Below are 20,056 nucleotides of genomic sequence, written 5' to 3' on the forward strand. Positions count from 1 at the left end.
TGGCGCCGGACCCGCTTCCTGTAGCGCCTGTTCGATTGCCGGCGATAAGGGTCAAATTTAAACTCATGCACCTATTTTTCCGGACAGCTGGATCAAGATTATTCAGGGTCATCAAAAACGGCCTTCTGTTTCAACATGGCCAACAACCTTTCAGCCGCAACTGACAGTTGCCGACCCGCTCGGACCATCAGGTGGGCCTCAGCACTTTCGAATACTTCGCTGCGGGTCCTAAGCGCTACAAGCGTACCTTCCGCGATCTCATTGGCTACCGCGTGCGAGGACAGAAAGGTCACTCCGAGGTGGGCTTTTACATAGCTCTTCAGGGTGGCGATTGAGTTGGTGACCAGATTGGATTCGAATTGAATGCGGTCGTGGTATTGCGCCAGCTTAACCAGATTGCTCAAGCCAAAGCCGTTGGACATCAATCCCACCGGGTAGGGGCAAACATCACCCAATGCCAGCGGCTGCTTCTTCTCGGTAAGGGGATGGCCGGGCCAGGTGATGACGCACATCGGCTGTTTGCGCAACATGACCGTACGCACGGCGGGATCGATAGGCGGACGGTATGCCAAGCCGATGTGAGCCTGATCACTTGCCAGCATCCGCACTGTGTCGACGGCATTGGCGAACTCCAGAGTAACGACCAGCTTGGGGTGCTGCTGGCTGAAGTCCTGGAGCACCCAGCGGACTAATTCCTCGCGGAAGCCTTCGCCCGCAACAATGTGAATCTCACCTCTCTCCAGACCCTTGAGTTCAGAAATCTGAGTCAGCAGCAATGCTTCGCTTGATCGCCGTTCACGACAATGGTTGATCACCAGCTTGGCAGCCTCTGTCGGGACGATCCCCCTACCATGGCGCTGTAGGAGTTGCACCCCCAACTCGCTTTCCAATTGATGGATTTGCCGGCTGACAACCGAGGGCTCGATATTCAGACGGTCCGCTGCGCCTCGGATCGAGCCGGTTTCTGCAACCTCTGAAAAATAGTGAAGCCGACGTTCACTAAGGCCAATTTTTTGCAATTTAGGGCTCTCCTGTCTGTTGCCTTTAAAGCAACACTTGTCAGTGAATATAGCTATTGTTTGAAGTTTCTACCCTCCCCATAATCCCTGTCAATTGGGCGATGCCAAGCTCATTCAATCGACACAATAAAAACAAATGCGGAATTTGCGAGGACTTCAATATGGCTCAAGCAGCAATACGGATCACATCGATCCCCCTCGATGACCTCGCCCTGCGCAAGATGTATCGCAAAATCAGTTGGCGCCTATTACCCTTTCTGTTGTTGTGCTATGTCCTCGCCTATTTAGATCGGGTCAATATCAGTTACGCCAAGATTGCGATGCAGCAGGAGTTCGGTCTGACCGATGCAGCTTATGGATTGGCGGCAGGGATTTTCTTTATCGGTTATGTAATGTTCGAAGTGCCGAGCAATCTCTGGCTGGCACGAATAGGAATACGTAAGACGCTTAGTCGCATCATGTTGTTGTGGGGAGCGGCTTCAACCTCGATGCTGTTTGTCCATGACAGCTCTACCTTTTATGTCCTGAGGTTTTTTCTAGGGGTGTTTGAAGCTGGATTTGCTCCGGGCATGATCCTCTATCTAACCTTCTGGTTTTCAGGCAAGCGTCGCGCTCAAGTAATGGCATGCGTCCTGTTGGCAGGCCCCGTCTCGAACGTCATCGGTGGACCATTGTCGACCTGGATCATGGGGACTTTCGCCGACATTCATGGCTTGGCGGGATGGCAGTGGATGTTCATCCTCGAAGGGGCGCCTTGCATTCTTTTGGGTATAGCTGCGTTCTTCTTTTTGAGTGACTCGCCGGAACAGGCCAAATGGCTGAGCAAAGAAGAAAAACGTTTGCTGGCGAATGATCTGGAACAGGTGCAGGCGTCAAAACAACACACGTTCGCTGCCGCCTTGAAGGATTGGCGAATTTACCTGATGGCCCTCATTTACTTCTGTCTGATCTGCGGTCTGTATACCGTCAGTTTCTGGTTGCCGAGCATACTGCGAGACGCTGGCGTAACGAATATTTTCGAGATCGGCCTCTATTCAATGATCCCTTACAGCGCCGCCATTGTCGCGATGCTGATCAATGCCCGGAGTTCCGATCGCCTGGGCGAGCGCCGCTGGCATGGCGCAGTGCCCGCCTTTCTGGGCGCAGTAGGCTTGGTGCTGACCGGTTTCAGTTCCGGCAACCTCACGTTGGCGCTGTGCAGTATCACCCTCGCAACGCTATCCACATACGCTGCCTATGCCGTGTTCTGGGCTGGGCCCTCTAGCTACCTCAAAGATACTGCCGCCGCCGGGGGCATAGCCCTGATCAACAGCATCGGTGCCTTTGGTGGGTTTGTTAGTCCATCTATCATCGGCGCCTTGAAGAACTTCACCGGCTCGTTCGCTGCGGGGATGGCCGTAATGGCCGTCCTTTTAGTGATCGGCGGTCTTTGCACGTTGACGTTGCGTTTACCGGCCCAGGCTCAACCGTAGGCGCTGGGGATGCGTCCCAACTGACAGCACTCCTGCACTCCATTATTCACCGCTAGGAACTCACAGTGATGAAAACTGAACCGCACTACTGCAACGTCGATGATTTACGCCCTCAAGTTGAGGAGCTAACACGTATTCGCCGCCATATTCACCAGCATCCGGAAATGGCCTACGAGGAGTTTCAAACCGCTAAACTCGTTGCAGAGCGCTTACGGGCCTGGGGGTTTAGCGTAACCGAAGGCGTTGGTGAGACCGGTGTGGTAGGCAGCCTGACGGTAGGCACCGGCAAGAGCATTGGCATACGAGCGGACATGGATGCTCTGCCGTTGACCGAGCAGACCGGCTTGCCTTACGCCAGTGTCCATCAGGGAAAAATGCACGCCTGCGGCCACGACGGCCATACCGCGATGCTGCTTGGGGCGGCTGAATATCTGGCGCGCACACGAAACTTCCGCGGAACGTTGCACCTCTATTTTCAACCTGCAGAGGAGAAGGGGTTCGATAGCGGTGCGCAACGCATGGTGAATGATGGTTTGTTCGAACGCTTTCCCTGTGATGCCGTGTTCGGAATGCACAATCACCCCGGCGAGGCCCCGGGTACCTTCCTATTTAGAAGCGGACCGTTCATGTCGGCCAGCGACAAGGTCGCGATTACCATTCATGGTCTCGGAGGCCATGCGGCTCGCCCGCACCTTACGGTGGACCCGGTGGTGGTGGCTTCCAGCATTGTCATGTCGCTGCAGACCATTGTCGCGCGCAATATCAACCCTGTTGAACCTGCTGTGGTAACGGTCGGCTTGCTTCAGGCGGGGGTTGCTAACAATGTGATTTCCAGCAGTGCCTACCTTGAGCTGAGCGTCCGCTCGTTCAGCAAGCTGGTACGTAGCCAGTTGAAAGAGCGCATCGAAGCACTGGTCCATGCCCAGGCAAACAGCTATGGAGCAACGGTCACAATCGACTATATGGCGGGTTACCCGGTGATCGACAACAACCGAGCGCAAACCGAATTTGCTCTGCAAGTAGCACGGGAACTGGTGGGTGATGAGCATGTGATTGCTCATGCCGATCAGCTCATGTCCAGCGAGGACTTCGCTTACATGCTTGAGCAGCGGCCTGGTTGTTTTTTACGCTTGGGCAATGGCGTTGGAGAAGATGGTTGTATGGTTCATAATCCGGCTTACGACTTCAATGACAAAAACTTGCCTATCGGTGCTGCCTACTGGGCGCGCCTGGTGGAGCGGTATCTAAACTAAATCAAAAAACCAGGTCTGCCGTAACGCCGGACTGGCTGGGTTTTTGCTGCCCGAAAGGGATCTCGATACTGATAGGCATTGGTTGATCGGCCTGAGTTCGGGGCTCCAGTGTCATCGGAGCGAAAGCCGGCAACGCTGGCGCCTGACGATCACGGTAAGCAGGTATCCACTTTCTAACCAGGTTAGCGTTGATGCCGTGGCGTAGCGCTACGCTGGCCATCGACACGCCAGGTTGCAAGCATTCCTGGACGACTTGAGCTTTAAAAGGGTTTGGGATAGGTGTTCCGGCAGGGGGATTGGCCGCGCCGGAGGTGTTAAAGTCCGGCCTTCGTTTTGAATTCTCCAAGGAAGTCGGCATGCCGGACTCGACCTCACTCAACCCCGCCTTCATGGTGGTGCAGAGCAACAGCCCCGAGGAACTGCGCAGCCTGGTGATCAACGTGATGCGGCGTTATCCCCTGGCGCCCCTGGAGAACGAAATCGCCCTGGTGCAGAGCAACGGTATCGCCCAGTGGCTGAAACTCGCCCTGGCCGAAGACCCGGAAGACGACGACCAGGGTGGCTGCGGCATTGCCGCCGCCATCGATGTGCAACTGCCCGGCAGCTTTATGTGGCAGCTTTATCGAATGGTCCTGGGCCGCGACGAAATCCCGGCCAAATCCCTGCTCGATAAAGGCCCGCTGACCTGGCGCCTGATGCGTCTGCTGCCGGAACTGATCGACCAAGCGCACTTCGAGCCGCTGCAACGCTTCCTCACTCACGACACCGATCTGCGCAAGCGCTACCAATTGGCCGAGCGTCTCGCCGACCTGTTCGACCAATACCAGGTCTATCGCGCCGACTGGCTGGAAGACTGGGCTGCCGGCCGCCACCAACTGCGCAGCGGCCGCGGCGAGATCAAACCACTGCCGCCAGCCAATTGCTGGCAGGCCGAGTTATGGCGTGCGCTGCTGTTGGATGTCGGCGCCTGCGGCATGGCCCAAAGCCGCGCCGGCGTGCACCAGCGTTTTATCGAACGAATCAACCAGCTTGAAAGCGCACCGCCAGGCTTGCCCCCACGGGTCATCGTCTTCGGCATCTCCTCGCTCCCGGCCCAGGCCCTCGAAGCCCTCGCCGGACTGGCCCGTTTCAGCCAGGTGCTGCTCTGCGTACATAACCCTTGTCGTCATCACTGGGCCGATATCGTCGCCGACAAGGACTTGCTGCGTAACCAATACAAACGCCAGGCCCGCAAGACCGGGATGCCGCTGGCCCTCGACCCGCAAACCCTGCACCAGCACGCGCATCCGCTGCTGGCCGCCTGGGGCAAGCAGGGCCGCGACTACATCAACCTGCTGGACAGTTACGACGATCCGGCCAGCTATCGCGCGGCTTTCCGCGACGGCCGTATCGACCTGTTCAGTGACAGCGTGCCGCTGACCCTGCTCAATCAATTGCAGGACGATATCCTCGAACTGCGCCCGCTCAACGAAACCCGCGAACACTGGCCGGCCATCGACCTGGCGCGGGACCCGTCGATTCGCTTCCATGTCGCCCACAGCGCTCAGCGTGAAGTGGAGATCCTTCACGACCAGTTGCTCGAACGCTTCAGCGCCGAGCCGGACCTGCGGCCACGCGACATCATCGTCATGGTCCCGGACATCGACAGCTACGCCCCGCACATCCGCGCGGTCTTCGGCCAGCTTGAGCGCGGCGACCCGCGCTTCATCCCCTTCACCCTGGCCGACCAGGGTCAGCGCGGCCGCGACCCCCTGCTGATTGCCGTCGAACACCTGCTCAAATTGCCCGACAGCCGCTTCCCGGTCAGCGAGATCCTCGATCTGCTGGACGTCCCGGCCTTGCGCGCGCGCTTCAATGTGCAAGAACGCGACCTGCCCACCCTGCATCGCTGGATCGAGGGTGCCGGCGTGCGCTGGGGCATGAATGCCGAACAACGCGCCGGCCTCGGCCTGCCCGATGCGCTGGAGCAGAACAGCTGGCAGTTCGGCTTACGGCGCATGCTGTTGGGCTACGCGGTCGGCAGTGGCGAGGCTTGCGAAGGCATCGAGCCCTACGACGAGATCGGCGGCCTCGACGCCGCCCTGATTGGCCCGCTGGTGGCGCTGCTCGACGCCCTGGAAATCGCCCACCAGGAGCTTTCCGAGCCGGCCTTGCCGCAACAATGGGGTGAGCGCCTACTTGCGTTGATCCAGCTGTTTTTCCTCGCCAGTACCGAACACGACGACTACCTGTTGATCCAGCTCGAGCAACTGCGCGCCGACTGGCTGGAAACCTGCGAAGCGGTGAACCTGCAGGAAGTCCTGCCACTGACCGTGGTGCGCGAAGCCTGGCTGGCCGGTCTCGACCAGGGCCGCCTGTCCCAGCGCTTCCTCGCCGGCGCGGTGAACTTCTGCACCCTGATGCCGATGCGCGCGATCCCGTTCAAGCTGGTCTGCCTGCTGGGCATGAACGACGGTGATTATCCCCGTGCCCAGCCGCCCCTGGACTTCGACCTGATGGGCAGCGACTACCGTCCCGGCGACCGCTCGCGACGTGAAGACGACCGCTACCTGTTGCTCGAAGCGCTGCTCTCGGCCCGGCATCAGCTCTACATCAGCTGGGTCGGCCACAGTATTCGCGACAACAGCGAGCGCCCGGCCTCGGTCCTGATCGGCCAACTGCGCGATCATCTCGCCGCCGGCTGGCGACTGCAGGACGGCGACGGCGAGCAACTGCTGAACGCCCTGACCCAGGCGCATCCGCTGCAACCCTTCAGCGCCCGCTATTTCCATGACAGCCATGCCGAGCTGTTCAGCTATGCCCGCGAGTGGCAGCAACTGCACGAGACCCAAGGCGCGAACGAAACCATCAGCGAACTCGATGCCTATCAGCAGGACGAACCGCTGACCCTGGCTCAACTCCAGGACTTTCTGCGCAACCCGGTGCGGCATTTTTTCAGCCAGCGATTGAAGGTCTTCTTCGAAGCGGCCCAGGCCCCCCTGGCCGATGAGGAGCCGTTCGTGCTCGACGCCCTGCAACGCTACAGCCTCAGCGACAGCCTGCTGCAAGCGGCGCTGCTCCACGCGGACCACCCGGACGAGGCCCTGCAACATCAAGCCCGGCGGTTGCAGGCCAGCGGCCTGCTGCCCATGGCCGGCTTCGGCGAATTGCTGCAACACGAACTGATCGAACCGCTGCCGGACCTGCTGCAACGTTACCGGCAACTGCTCGACCTCTGGCCAACCCTACTGACCAGCGCGGTGCCCGTCGCTTTTGACAGCGGCGCTACCCGGGTGGAAGGTTGGCTGAGTGGCCTGCACCAACGCAGTGACGGCGGCCTGCTCACAGTGACAACCATCCCCAACAGCATCGGCTCGATAAAAACGCGCAAATGGCACCGCCTGACCCGGCCCTGGGTCGACCACCTGGTGGCCTGTGCCTGCGGACTGCCGATGACCACCGCCTTGGTGGCCAGCGACGACACCCTGTTGCTGCCGCCTTTCGAACCGCCGCGTGCCGCCGCGATCCTCGGTAACCTGCTGCTGGCCTGGCAGTCCGGCATGCGTCGGCCGCTGCCGGTCGCGGTAAAGACCGCCTTTGCCTGGCTCACCCAATCGGACCCGCTCAAGGCCCAGGACGCGGCGCGCAAGGCCTATGACGGCGACGGTGTGAACAGCGAAGGCGAGCGCCGGGAAAGCGCGGCCCTGGCCCGCCAGTTCGCCGATTACAACGCGCTGATCGCCAGCGAGGAATTCGAAGGCTGGTGTGATGCGCTCTATCGCCCACTGCTTGAAGCGCCCTGGCGTTCACTCGCCGCCGAGGAGGCGCGCCCATGACCGACAACAAGCCCCCCCTGGCGCTGGCCTTTCCGCTACGCGGCAGCCAACTGATCGAAGCCAGTGCCGGCACCGGCAAGACCTTCACCATCTCCGCGCTCTACCTGCGCCTGGTGCTTGGCCATGGCGGCGAGGATTCGGGGTTCGGCCGCGAATTGCTGCCACCGCAAATCCTCGTGGTGACCTTCACCGATGCCGCCACCCAGGAACTGCGCGACCGTATCCGCACCCGCCTGGCGGAAGCCGCGCGGTTCTTTCGCGACGAGATCCCGGCCAGCGATGCGCTGATTGCCCAACTGCGCGACGAATACCCGGCCGAACACTGGCCGGCGTGCGCCAACCGTCTGGACATCGCGGCCCAGTGGATGGATGAAGCGGCGGTGTCGACGATCCACGGCTGGTGCCAGCGCATGTTGCGCGAACACGCCTTCGACAGCGGCAGCCTGTTTACCCAGACCCTGGAAACCGACCACAGCGAACTGCTGGGCGAAGTGCTGCGCGATTACTGGCGACTGTTCTGCTACAAGATGCACGGCGATGCGCTGAACTGGGTCCGGGCCAACTGGGGCGGGCCGGCGACACTGCTGCCCCGGGTGCGCGCCCTGTTCGGCAGCGAACGCCGCAACGACAACCCGCAAGAGCCGGCCGAGTTGATCGAGGCCTGCATTCAGGAGCGTCGCCAGGCCCTGGTACAGCTCAAGGCGCCGTGGCGGCAATGGGCTGCCGAGCTGCGGAATATCTGCCTGCAAGGCGTGGCGAACAAGACCGTCGACGGTCGCAAGATGCAGGCGCGCTACTTCGAGCCGTGGTTCGAAAAACTCAGCGCCTGGGCCGAGGACGAGACTCAGGAACAACTGGATATCGGCACCGGCTTCAGCCGGCTGACCGCCGCGGGCCTGGCCGAAGCCTGGAAGGGCGAGCCGCCGAGCCATCCGGCCCTCGACGCCATGGGCGGCTTGAAAACCAGCCTCGATGCCTTGCCCACGCCGGACGCCGCCGTGCTCGAGCACGCGGCCCGCTGGGTCGGCGCGCGCTTCGAGGAAGAGAAGCGCCGGCGCGCCGAGATGGGCTTCGACGACATGCTCCTGCGCCTTGACGCGGCGCTCCAGGCCGACGGCGGCGAGCGTTTGGCGAGCCTGATCCGCGAGCAGTTCCCGGTAGCGCTGATCGACGAATTCCAGGACACCGATCCGGTGCAGTACCGGATCTTCGAAAGTATCTACCGTATCGAGGACAACAACCCCGAGTGCGGCCTGTTCCTGATCGGCGACCCGAAGCAGGCGATCTACGCCTTCCGAGGCGCCGATATCTATACCTACCTGCGGGCGCGCCAGGCTACCCATGGTCGCCTGCATACCCTGGGCACCAACTTCCGCTCCAGCCAGGCGATGGTCACTGCGGTCAATCATGTCTTCGAACGCGCCGAGCAGCGCGAGCAAGGGCGCGGTGCGTTCCTGTTTCGCGAGGGCGATGAGAACCCGGTGCCATTTCTGCCGGTGGCGGCCCAGGGGCGCAAGGAGGTCTTGCAGATCGACGGCCAGCCCGTTGCGGCGCTCAACCTCTGGCAACTGGCGAGCGAGCAACCGCTGTCCGGCGCGTTGTATCGCCAGCAGTTGGCCGCGGCCTGCGCCACTCGTATTGTCGAATTGCTCAATGGCGGCCAACAGCAGCGTATCGGCTTCGTCCGCGACGGCGTGCTCAAGGGCGTGCGGCCCTCCGATATCGCGATCCTGGTGCGTGACGGCAAGGAGGCCCAGGCGGTCCGTGGCGAGCTGGCGAGCCGTGGCGTGCGCAGCGTTTATCTCTCGGACAAGGATTCGGTGTTCGCCGCCCAGGAGGCCCACGACCTGCTGGCCTGGCTCAAGGCCTGTGCCGAGCCGGATGTCGAACGTCCGCTGCGTGCGGCCCTGGCCTGCATCACCCTGAACCTGTCGTTGGCTGAACTGGAGCGCCTGAACCAGGATGAGCTGGCCTGGGAGCAGCGGGTCATGCAGTTCCGCCGCTACCGTGAGATCTGGCGCAAACAAGGCGTGCTGCCGATGCTCCGTCGGCTGATCCATGACTTCCACCTGCCCCAGGCGCTGATGACCCGCGGCGACGGCGAACGGGTGCTGACCAACCTGCTGCACCTGTCCGAACTGCTGCAACAGGCGGCCGCCGAGCTTGACGGCGAGCAGGCACTGATCCGCCATCTCGGCGAGCACCTGGCGTCCTCCGGGCAGGCGGGTGAAGAACAGATCCTGCGTCTGGAAAGCGATGAACAACTGGTCAAGGTGGTGACGATCCACAAGTCCAAGGGCCTGGAGTACCCCTTGGTATTCCTGCCCTTCATCTGCTCGGTCAAACCGGTGGATGGCAGTCGCCTGCCGCTGCATTACCACGATGCCGAGCGCAAGGCCCAGGTCAGCCTGAAACCCACCGCCGAATTGATCGTCCAGGCCGACGCCGAGCGCCTGGCCGAAGACCTGCGCCTGCTGTACGTCGCTTTGACCCGGGCCCAGCATGCCTGCTGGCTGGGGCTGGCCGACCTCAAGCGTGGCAATCACAACGCTTCGGTGCTGCACCTGTCCGCTCTCGGTTATCTGCTTGGTGGCGGGGCTGTGTTGGGCGAATCCGCCGGCCTTGAGCGCTGGTTGCTGGACCTGCAACAGGACTGTCCGGCGCTGGCCTGCGAGCCGTTGCCGGCGGCCACCAGCGAAACCTTCCAGGCGCCCCGCAACGAAGCCGTCCTGCTTGCCCCGCGCATGCCCAAGCGCAGTGCCTCCGAGTACTGGTGGATCGCCTCCTACAGCGCCTTGCGCATTGGCGAGGCGCAGAGCGCTGACACTGACGAGGCGCCGGAAAGCCCCCAGGCGCAAAAACTCTTTGATGACGAACGCCTCGATCCGAGCGCGCCGCGCGACCTGGTGCCGAGCGGTACTGACATTCACCGCTTTCCTCGTGGCCCGAACCCCGGCACCTTTCTCCATGGCCTGCTCGAATGGGCCGGCGACGAAGGCTTTGGCGCCGCTCGCGCGGCCATCGAAAAGGCCGTCGCGCCACGCTGCAACCTGCGGGGCTGGAAAGGCTGGATCGCGGCCCTGAGCGACTGGCTCGCCGATCTGCTGCAAACCCCTTTGCGCCTGGGTAACGATCAACCGCCGGTGGTCTTCAAGGACCTGAAGGCCTATCGGGTGGAAATGGAGTTCTGGTTCGCCAGCCACACGGTGGATGTACTCAAGGTCGACGAACTGGTGCGTCGTCACACCCATGGCGGTGTCGCCCGGGCCAAGGCCGAGCCGGTCTTGCTCAATGGCATGTTCAAGGGTTTTATCGACCTGACGTTCGAACACCAGGGGCGCTACTACGTGGCGGACTACAAATCCAACTGGCTGGGCGCCGACGACGCGGCCTACACCGAGCAGGCCATGAACCTGTCGATCCTCGACAACCGCTACGACCTGCAATACGTGCTCTACCTGCTGGCCCTGCATCGCCAGCTCAAGGTGCGGCTGCCGGACTACGACTACGACCGGCATATGGGTGGGGCCTTGTACCTGTTCCTGCGCGGCACCCGGGCACCGAGCCAGGGGGTGTTTTTCACCCGCCCGCCACGGGAGCTGATCGAGCACCTGGACCTGCTGTTCCAGGGTAAACCGGTGCCCCGCGGCGAGCCCGCCTGGGAGCAGGGGAGTCTGCTATGAAACGTTCTTTTTCGGAAATCCTACCGACGGCGCTGAGCGATGACAGCCTGGCTGGACTGGCGCCCTTGAGCCAGGCGGCGGACTTGTTGTTGCTGTTGGAGCGTTGGGTCGAACGCGGTTGGTTGCGGGCGCTGGACAAGGCCTTCGTGGCCTTTCTCCATGAACTTGATCCCACGGCCGAGCCGCTGGTGTTGCTGGCGGCGGCGCTGACCAGCCACCAGTTGGGACACGGGCATGTCTGCCTCGATCTGTTCGCCACCTTGCAGGAGCCGGACTTCGCCCTGTCGCTGCCGCCGGAAGGCGATGTGCAGGACGGGGCGTTGTTGCTGCCGTCGCAACTGCTGGTGGCCCTGGACGGCGAGCGCTGGTGTCGATCGCTGCAAACCAGCCCATTGGTGGCGCTGGCGGACGAACCGGGCATCGAGGCCGCGCAGCGTCCACTGGTGCTCAGTGGCCGACGCCTGTACCTGCGCCGCTACTGGGCTTACGAGCGGCGTATCGACGAGGCCTTGCGCCGGCGCCTGGCCGAACGGGAAGAGACCCCGGACGACCTGGCGCAGCGCCTGACCGCGTTGTTCGGCGTGGCGCAGCCCGGCGCGCGTATCGATTGGCAGAAACTCGCCTGTGCCCTGGCCACGCGCGGAGCGTTCAGCATCGTTACCGGTGGCCCCGGTACGGGCAAGACCACCACCGTGGTGCGTCTGCTGGCCTTGCTCCAGGCGCCGGCGGTGGCCGCGGGAAAACCCTTGCGCATTCGCCTGGCGGCGCCCACCGGCAAGGCCGCCGCGCGGCTGACCGAATCCATCAGTGCGCAGGTGCGCTCGCTGGATATCGATGATGGCGTGCGTGGCAAGATCCCCAGCGACGTCACCACCGTGCACCGCCTGTTGGGCAGCCGACCGGGCACCCGGCACTTCCGCCACCACGCGGGCAACCGCCTGCCGCTGGACGTACTGGTGGTGGACGAAGCGTCGATGATCGACCTGGAAATGATGGCCAACCTGCTCGATGCCTTGCCTGATCATGCGCGGTTGGTGCTGTTGGGCGACAAGGACCAACTGGCGTCGGTGGAAGCCGGCGCGGTCTTGGGCGACCTCTGTCGGGATGCCGAGGAAGGCTGGTACAGCGCGGCGACCCGTGACTGGCTGCAAGCACTCAGTGGCGAGCAACTGGATGGCAGTGGTTTGCAGGAGGACCTCGACGGCAGCCATCCGCTGGCCCAGCAGGTGGTGATGTTGCGCCACTCACGACGTTTCGGCGAAGGCAGCGGCATCGGCCAGTTGGCCCGGCTGGTCAATCGCCAGGCAGCGGACGAGGCGCGGGCGCTGCTGGCGGCGGGCAGTCACGCGGATCTGTTTGCCCTGGCGCTCAAGGGCGAGCAGGACCGGAAGTTCGAACGCCTGGTGCTGGATGGCCAAGGCGTCGGTCCGAAAGGCTACCGGCACTACCTCGGGGTGTTGCACGGCCAGCGTCCCGCCGCCGGCACTGATCTGGCGGATGCGCGCTGGACCGATTGGGCGCGCACGGTGCTCCAGGCGTTCGACGAGTTCCAGTTGCTCTGTGCCGTGCGCAAGGGCGCCTGGGGTGTCGAGGGTTTGAACCAGCGGATTACCACGGCGTTGTTCGCCCATCGGCTGATCGACAGCGACCAGCATTGGTATGAAGGGCGTCCGGTGCTGATGACCCGCAACGACTACGGCCTGGGCCTGATGAACGGCGATATCGGTATCGCCTTGAAGCTGCCGGAGCGCGATGGGCCCGAGGCCAGCGAGGCGGTATTGCGGGTGGCGTTCCCGCGCAATGACGGCCAGGGTGGGGTGCGCTTTGTCCTGCCCAGTCGGTTGAACGATGTGGAGACGGTGTACGCGATGACGGTGCACAAGTCCCAGGGCTCGGAGTTTGCCCATACCGCCTTGATCCTGCCGCAGGCGTTGAATCCGGTGTTGACCAAGGAGCTGATCTACACCGGCATCACCCGGGCCAAGGATTGGTTCAGCCTGATCGAACCCCGTGGCGGGGTGTTCGAGGAGGCGGTGGGGCGCAAGGTCAAGCGGCTCAGCGGGCTGATGCTGGAGCTGGGTTAGGGGTTGTCAGTGCCGGCCTCTTCGCCGCACCGCCGCGAAGAGGCCCGTAAGATCACCCAACACCCCTCAGGCCCCCTTCGACACCCGCGGCTCCCTCGATCCCCATGAACCGCCGCACCCGCTCACCCTCCGCCTCCTCGCGGATCGCCTGTGGGCTGGCATCGAGCTGCACCACCCCGTTCTCCATGAACACCACCCGATCGGAAATCGACATGGCGAAATCCATCTCATGGGTCACGATCAGCATGGTCATCCCTTCATCCGCCAACTCGCGAATCACCTTCAGCACTTCCCCGACCAGCTCCGGGTCGAGTGCCGAGGTCGGTTCGTCGAACAGCATGATCTGCGGTTCCATCGCCAGCGCCCGGGCAATCGCCACCCGCTGCTGCTGTCCCCCGGACAACTGATGCGGGTACTTGCGGGCATGGGCCAGCAGGCCGACCTTGTCGAGCAAGGCCAGTGCCCGCTGTTCGCTCAGTTCGCGGGCTACGCCGTGGTAGCGCGATGCCAGGGTGATGTTGTCGAGGATGCAGCGATGGGGGAACAGGTTGAAGTTCTGGAACACCATGCCGATGCGTCGCACTCCCCGGCGAATCTGCGGATTGTTGGGGTGATTGGCGGCAGTGATAAAGCCTTCGCCGAAGAGCACGATCTTGCCTTGGTCAATGCTTTCCAGGCCGTTGATGGTACGGATCAGCGAGGTCTTGCCCGAGCCGGACGGGCCGATGATGGAAATCACCTGGCCAGTGCCGACCGCCAGGTCAATGCCCTTGAGCACGGCATGGTTGCCATAGCATTTGTGGATATTGCGCAGATCCAGCGCCAGCGGAGCGCCGCTGGCCGACTGCGTGCGCGGCGATTGGGCCGGCACCGGCTGCGCGGCCCGGAGCTGGGCGATGGCGTTTTCATCGAGGGTTTGCGGCTTGCGCTGGCCCAGGTCGAGATGCTGCTCCAGGCGCTGCAGGAGCCAACCGAACAGGCTCACGATCAGCACGTAGTACACCGCCACCGCGCCGAGGGTTTCCATCACCAGGAAGTTCTGCGCGTAGAGGCGCTGGCCGACGGTGAGCAGCTCGGTGAGGGAAATCACCGAGACCAGCGAGGTCAGTTTCACCACCGTGATGTATTCGTTGATCAGGGTCGGCAACGAGATACGAAAGGCCTGGGGAATCACGATCAAGCGTTGCAGGCCGAGCATGCCGATGCCGAGGGCGCGGCCGGCTTCCTTCTGGCCCCTGGCGACCGAGATCAACCCGCCGCGATGGATCTCGGCCATGTACGCGGCCTCCGTGACCACCAGCGCGAGCAACCCGGAATAGAAGGGATCGGAGAGTACGCCGCCGGTGCTCGGGAACAGCTGCGGCAGGTTGTAGACGAACACCACCAGCACCAGCAGCGGAATGCTGCGAAAGAACCAGATATAGGCCGTCGCCGGGAGGCGTAGCCAGGCCGAGGCGGAGAGCTTGGCCGAGGCCAGGAAGAAGCCCAGCAGCATGCCGATAAACCAGGCCAGGGCGCTGAGTTCGACCACCGTGACGCAGGCTTGCCAGAAGGCCGGCATGGAGAACAGCGAAAAGAAGTAGGGCCAATCGAATTGCATAGATACCTCGGTGTTGCGATAGAGCGGTTACTGAGCGATGCCGCCCTCTGGTGGGGGCACCGCTTTTTTTGTGGGAGCGGAGCTTGCCCGCGAATGAAGTCGCCGCGGTTTTCCAGACATACCGCGTCATCGTTCTTCGCGGGCAAGCACCGCTCCCACATTGACCGCGCAGGGCTCAAGCCCTGCGGTGGGCCTTATTCCGCCGCTTCCAGGCTGTACTTGCTCAGTATGGTCGCGTACTCGCCGCTCTTCTTGGTTTCCGCGAACGCCTTGAGCAATGCCTGGTACGTCGCGTCGTTGCCTTTTTTCACAAAGATCCCGAGGGTCTGCGGGTAGACCAGGTGTTCGCTGGTCACCACCACGCGGCCTTTGGTCTTCTCGGCGATCAGCTTCGCCGCACCGGCAATTTCCACCTGCGCCTGGACGTTGTTGGACAGCAGCGCCTGGGTCACTTCCGGTGCCGAGGGATATTCATTCACGGTGATCGCGCCCTTGCCCTTGGGCACGCAGTAATCGGTCGACAGCTTCTGGAATTGCGCGACCCAGGTGGTGCCTTGCTCCAGGCCGATCTTCAACCCACAGAGGTCCTCCGGAGTACCGGGTTTCAGCGTGCTGCCGCTGGGCACCATGATCGCCGCGCCGGTCTTGGCGTAGGGGATGGTCATGGCCTGGGTCTGGCGTTCAGGCGTGATGTACATGCCGGAAATGATCGCATCGTAGTGCCCGGCGTTGAGGCCGAGGATCAGGCTCGGGAACTTGGTGTCGACGAACTGCGCCTTGGCGTCCAGGTGCTTGGCCAGGGCCTGGGACAACTCCGGATCGGAGCCGACCACGTTCTTGTCGGCATCATAAGACTCGAACGGCGGGTAGGTGATTTCCATCCCGACCTTCAATTGGCCGGGGGTGGCCGTCGAAGCGAAAGCGGCACTGGCGCAGAGCAGGCTGCTGGCGATCAGGGTCAGGCAGGTTGTTTTCTTGTACATATCTGGTGGCTCCGGGGTCAAGACTGGGGGGTGAGGGCTGGGTTCAGGACGGCTGCGACTGGTTTTTCAAATGACCGAAACTCGACGGCTTGCGGGCTTTCTCCGGCAGGGCGATCTCGCCGTTTTCCACGCGCTTGCGCAGGTACTGGTAGGTCTGCAAGGCCTGGCCGTACATATGCTCGCCAATGGCGATCTGCTCGTAGTCCTGGCCGGCCTCGGCGAAACCCGGCAGCGGCTGGATCAGGGTGTGGAAGTCGCAGGCATAGAACAGCGGGAAGGAATACCGCTCTTCGCTCACCGTGCGCACCCGGTGGGCCGTGGCGACAAAGGCCCCGGCGCTCATCACTTCGAGCATGTCGCCGATATTCACCACGAAGGCCCCCGGCACGGGCGGCGCATCGATCCACTGGCCCTGGTCGTTCATCACTTCCAGGCCGGGCTTGTCCGCCAGCAGGATGGTGAAGCACTCGTAGTCGGTGTGGGCGCCGATGCCGGGGGCATCCTGGGCAGCGTCGTCGAAGGGGTAGTGGATCAACCGCAGCTTCGACGGCGGCCGGGTCACCAGGGCATCGAAGGTGTTCTCCTCCAGCCCCAGGGCCAGGGCAAAACCGCCGAACAACTTGCGCCCGAGGGCGAAGACCGCCGCGTAATAGGCTTGCACCGCTTCCTTGAAGCCCGGCAGGGGCGGCCAGTCATTCGGCCCCAGTAGCGGCGTGCCGGCCAGTACCAGCGGATCGTCCGCCGGCACTTCGAAGCCGATATCGAAAGCTTCCTTGTGGTCTGGCTTGCCCTTGGCATACACCTCTTCGCCTTCCGGGACGAAACCCTTGTGGGAGGCCGAGGTACCGATGTAATGCCGCATCTTGGTTTCGAACGGCTGGGCGAAATAGTCCTTGGCCGCCTGGCGCAGGTTGTCGATCAACTGCTGGTCGATGCCGTGCTCGGTGATGTAGAGGAAGCCCACTTCGCTGGCGGCGGCCCCGAGTTGTTCGGCCACCGCCAGGCGGTGCTCGAGCTCGACGCTGAACAGCCCGGCGATATTCACCCGCGGGATACTCTGGAAGTTGGCTTGGACCGGGCGGTTGGGGTTGTTCTCAGGCATGACGCAAACACCTCAGGAATAGGTTGATTGGCTGAAACGCTGGAAATGCTCGCGCTCGGTCCGGGCCATCCAGACATTCAGCGACCACAGGTCGGCGACCGGCACGTTGGTGAAGGGCAGGTGATGCAGGTAGCCGTCGGCACCGAACTCCGGGGTCAAGGTGCTGACCGTGTAGCCCCGTGCTTGCTGGGCGCGCCAGATGCTTTCCCAGTGGGCCTGGTGGAAAGCCAGCTCGCGGGCGTATTCCGGGGCGCCGGGATGCGGCACTTGCGGGCCCTGGTCGTAGCCGACCCGTGCCTGGATATGGTGAACGCGCTCGACGAAGGCGCTGAGGTCATCGGCGGGATCGTCCAGCAGGCGTTCGCAGGTGACGATCCAGTGGCTGATGTCGCTGGTGAAGCGCAGGTCGGGCAGTTGCCGGATCAGTTCCAGAGTCAGCCAGGGATTGAACAGCGAGCGCGAGCGATGGGTTTCGAAGGCGCAGACCTGACCGTGGCGTTGCGCCAGGGCCATGGCCTGGCCGAAGAATTCCACCTGCTGTGCCAGCGGCCAACGGTCGTTGCCGGCCAGCACATTGACGAAGCGCGGTTCCAGCTCGGCGGCCCAGGCCAGTTTGCGATCCAGGTCCTGCAGGTGTTCGGCGGGGGCGGCGGCTTGTTCGGGGAGCACGTCGTAGGCGGTGAAAACGGTGCTGATATAACCCAGGCGATTGGCCCGCAGAAAGGCTGCGAACTCGCTGCGTTCAGCGGCTTCCAGCGGCAGGCGCGCCTCCATGCCATCGAAGCCGGCGGCCAGCAACTCGTCGAGTGCCTGGGCCTTGCTGGCGGTATAGCCCCAAAGGGTACGGAAAATCTCCAGTTTCATCGGTGCGCCTCAACGAAGCCTTGAACGGTTCGATGCGCGTCACGGTGTCGGACCGGGACGAGCGGTTACGGCAGTAACAGAGGGCGTTTGTCCAGCCAGTTCTCTGCGGAGCCGGTCTGACATCCGATCAGGGGAGAGCATTCCCCCCCTGCGGGAGCATGGTGTCGATCTTAGGCAGCCCAGCGCACGGAGAAGAATAGGAAAGCTCAAATCCATACTTCAGAGATTCGTAAACCAATAGTTGGCTATCTAGTGCTGCGGATCCATTCTGGCGAACCATGGGGTGTGCTATTGTTCGGCACTATTCCTACGTGGTTTTAAGAGAATTCCTGCATGAACGTGGCTGTCTCGACGACAGGGCGCTTTTGGCGGTGGAGACAGTTCTGCCTGTCGGTCCTTCTCTGTTCGTTGACGCACACCGGCTTTGCCCAGGACGCCGTGCCCAGCGACGCGGCCGATCAGCGTGCCCAGGCGGTCACCCAGGTGGTGCTGGGGATTCTCAGCTATGCGCGCTGGCCGGTGGAGCCGGCGCAACTGCGCCTGTGCATTGTCGGCCCGACCGAGTACACCGACGATCTGGTCAAGGGCACCACCCAGGCTTCCGGGCGACCGGTGCTGGTCCAGCGTCTGCTGGCGAGCAGCCCGGCCCTTGGCAGTGCCTGTGACGCCGTCTATATCGGCAAGCTGAGCAGCGAAGAACGCAACCAGTTGTTCAGTGCCCTGAGCGGCCACGCGGTGTTGAGCATCAGCGAAGGCGGCGACCAATGCACCGTCGGCAGCCTGTTCTGCCTGCGGGTCGCCGATAGCCAGGTGTCGTTCGAGGTCAACCTCGACTCGGTCGCCCGCAGCGGCGTGCGTATTCACCCCAGCGTGTTGCAACTCTCGCGGCGCCGGAGCGTCCAGCCATGATCGGCTGGATCCGCTCTGGCACGCCCCCCAGCCTGCGCTCGGTGCTGGGTCGCGGGCACCTGCTGGCGGCCATGGCCGCGGTGGGCCTGGTGAGTGTCTCGCTGACCTTTCTCGGCGTGCTGGCCCTGCGGGTCTATGCCGAGCATAACCTGCAACTGATCGCCCGCTCCATCAGCTACACCGTGGAAGCCGCGGTGGTGTTCAACGACAGCAGCGCGGTCACCGAGGCCTTGGCCTTGATCGCCGAGACCGAGGAAGTGGCCGATGCCGAAGTCTTCGATGCCCACGGTCACTTGTTGGCGCGCTGGCAGCGGCCGGAAACCGGTTTGCTCTCCGAGGTGGAGATGCAACTGGCGCGGGCCCTGCTCGAACAACCGATCCGTCTGGCGATTGTGCATCAGGACCGCGAGGTCGGTAGCATCCGCCTGACCGGGCATGGCGGCAGCCTGCTGCGTTTCCTGATCAGCGGTCTACTCGGTATTGTGGTTTGCAGCGCCCTGGCGGCGTGGCTCGGGCTGTACCTGGCGCGGCGTCTGCTGCGCGGCATTATCGGCCCGTTGCGCAGCCTGGCCGAGGTGGCCCACGCCGCGCGCGTCGACCGGGCCTTCGACCGGCGTGTGCCGCCGGCGCAAATTGCCGAGCTGGACAACCTCGGCACCGACTTCAACGCCCTGCTCGACGAATTGGAGTCCTGGCAGACCCATCTGCGCAGCGAAAACGAATCCCTGGCCCATCAGGCCAGCCATGACAGCCTGACCGGCCTGCCGAACCGGGCTTTCTTCGAAGGCCGGCTGATGCGCGCGTTGCGCAATGCCGCCAAGCAGGGCGAGCGGGTCGGCGTGCTGTTTCTCGACAGTGATCGCTTCAAGCAGATCAATGACAACTTCGGCCATGCGGCCGGCGATGCGGTGCTGGTCGCCGTAGCCACGCGGGTGCGTGCGCAGCTGCGCGAAGAGGATCTGGTGGCGCGCCTGGGCGGTGATGAATTCGCCGTACTGCTCACGCCGTTGCACAAGATCGAAGACGCCCAGCGCATTGCCGACAAGATAATTGCCAGCATGGACGCTCCCATTGCGGTGCCCGGCGAGGCCCAGGTGCTGACCTCGCTGAGTATCGGCATCGCGGTTTATCCCGACCATGGCGCGACCCCGGGCGCGCTGCTCAACGCCGCCGATGCGGCGATGTACCACGCCAAGCGCCTCGCCCGAGGCGGGCAACACACGGCGGAGTCGGAGCACCCCGTCGCCACTGTTCAAACCAGGAGTTGAACCC

At 63.0% G+C, this 20,056-nt stretch carries 13 protein-coding genes; 7 read left to right on the forward strand and 6 right to left on the reverse strand.

Going from position 1 to position 20,056, the window contains the following annotated elements; genetic code table 11:
* Nucleotides 1–98 precede the first annotated feature (98 nt).
* Nucleotides 99–1,019 carry a LysR family transcriptional regulator gene (locus M5B96_RS28395; RefSeq protein WP_248800242.1) on the reverse strand — a complete coding sequence of 307 codons (921 nt, stop codon included), beginning with the start codon at nucleotides 1,017–1,019 and terminating at the stop codon, nucleotides 99–101.
* Nucleotides 1,020–1,180: 161 nt separating this feature from the next.
* On the opposite strand from M5B96_RS28395, the gene M5B96_RS28400 reads away from it, so the two are divergent.
* Both M5B96_RS28400 and M5B96_RS28405 read left to right on the forward strand, forming a co-directional pair.
* Nucleotides 1,181–2,491: an MFS transporter gene (locus tag M5B96_RS28400; RefSeq protein ID WP_248800243.1), complete on the forward strand. Its 1,311-nt coding sequence runs from the start codon at nucleotides 1,181–1,183 to the stop codon at nucleotides 2,489–2,491.
* A 68-nt stretch (nucleotides 2,492–2,559) separates the two neighbouring features.
* The gene (locus M5B96_RS28405) at nucleotides 2,560–3,744 is read left to right on the forward strand and encodes a M20 aminoacylase family protein (RefSeq protein WP_248800244.1); all 1,185 of its coding nucleotides are present in this window, start codon (nucleotides 2,560–2,562) and stop codon (nucleotides 3,742–3,744) included.
* Nucleotide 3,745: 1 nt separating this feature from the next.
* Here M5B96_RS28405 and tnpA read toward each other — a convergent pair whose 3' ends face one another.
* The gene (tnpA, locus tag M5B96_RS28410) at nucleotides 3,746–4,102 is read right to left on the reverse strand and encodes an IS66-like element accessory protein TnpA (protein ID WP_248800245.1); all 357 of its coding nucleotides are present in this window, start codon (nucleotides 4,100–4,102) and stop codon (nucleotides 3,746–3,748) included.
* Here tnpA and recC point away from each other — a divergent pair.
* From recC to recD, 3 genes are read left to right on the forward strand one after another with little or no spacing between them, the layout of a single operon-like run.
* Nucleotides 4,101–7,559, forward strand: a complete 3,459-nt coding sequence (gene recC / locus M5B96_RS28415; protein ID WP_248800246.1) for an exodeoxyribonuclease V subunit gamma — start codon at nucleotides 4,101–4,103, stop codon at nucleotides 7,557–7,559. The two genes, tnpA and recC, sit on opposite strands and share 2 nt — an antisense overlap.
* Complete coding sequence (gene recB, locus M5B96_RS28420; RefSeq protein ID WP_248800247.1) at nucleotides 7,556–11,242, forward strand: exodeoxyribonuclease V subunit beta; 3,687 nt, start codon at nucleotides 7,556–7,558, stop codon at nucleotides 11,240–11,242. Before recC ends, recB begins: the two co-directional genes overlap by 4 nt.
* Nucleotides 11,239–13,326 (forward strand): exodeoxyribonuclease V subunit alpha, encoded by a 2,088-nt coding sequence (gene recD, locus M5B96_RS28425; protein ID WP_248800248.1) that lies wholly within the window; start codon nucleotides 11,239–11,241, stop codon nucleotides 13,324–13,326. Before recB ends, recD begins: the two co-directional genes overlap by 4 nt.
* 52 nt (nucleotides 13,327–13,378) lie before the next feature.
* Here recD and M5B96_RS28430 read toward each other — a convergent pair whose 3' ends face one another.
* The 4 genes from M5B96_RS28430 to M5B96_RS28445 form a co-directional block, all read right to left on the reverse strand.
* Nucleotides 13,379–14,926 carry an amino acid ABC transporter permease/ATP-binding protein gene (locus M5B96_RS28430; protein WP_248800249.1) on the reverse strand — a complete coding sequence of 516 codons (1,548 nt, stop codon included), beginning with the start codon at nucleotides 14,924–14,926 and terminating at the stop codon, nucleotides 13,379–13,381.
* Nucleotides 14,927–15,120: 194 nt separating this feature from the next.
* Complete coding sequence (locus M5B96_RS28435) at nucleotides 15,121–15,909, reverse strand: ABC transporter substrate-binding protein (RefSeq protein ID WP_248800250.1); 789 nt, start codon at nucleotides 15,907–15,909, stop codon at nucleotides 15,121–15,123.
* Nucleotides 15,910–15,952: 43 nt separating this feature from the next.
* Nucleotides 15,953–17,011 carry an isopenicillin N synthase family dioxygenase gene (locus tag M5B96_RS28440; RefSeq protein WP_248800251.1) on the reverse strand — a complete coding sequence of 353 codons (1,059 nt, stop codon included), beginning with the start codon at nucleotides 17,009–17,011 and terminating at the stop codon, nucleotides 15,953–15,955.
* A gap of 12 nt (nucleotides 17,012–17,023) precedes the next feature.
* Nucleotides 17,024–17,875, reverse strand: a complete 852-nt coding sequence (locus tag M5B96_RS28445; RefSeq protein WP_248800252.1) for a sugar phosphate isomerase/epimerase family protein — start codon at nucleotides 17,873–17,875, stop codon at nucleotides 17,024–17,026.
* A 333-nt stretch (nucleotides 17,876–18,208) separates the two neighbouring features.
* On the opposite strand from M5B96_RS28445, the gene M5B96_RS28450 reads away from it, so the two are divergent.
* Both M5B96_RS28450 and M5B96_RS28455 read left to right on the forward strand, forming a co-directional pair.
* Entirely contained in the window at nucleotides 18,209–18,784 is a 576-nt protein-coding gene (locus M5B96_RS28450; protein WP_248800253.1) for a YfiR family protein, read from the forward strand.
* Entirely contained in the window at nucleotides 18,781–20,052 is a 1,272-nt protein-coding gene (locus M5B96_RS28455) for a diguanylate cyclase domain-containing protein (RefSeq protein ID WP_248800254.1), read from the forward strand. The genes M5B96_RS28450 and M5B96_RS28455 overlap by 4 nt, the downstream gene beginning before the upstream one ends.
* Nucleotides 20,053–20,056 lie beyond the last annotated feature (4 nt).

The organism is Pseudomonas sp. MWU13-2105, assembly GCF_023242315.1.
In the GTDB taxonomy this organism is placed as follows: Bacteria; Pseudomonadota; Gammaproteobacteria; order Pseudomonadales; family Pseudomonadaceae; genus Aquipseudomonas.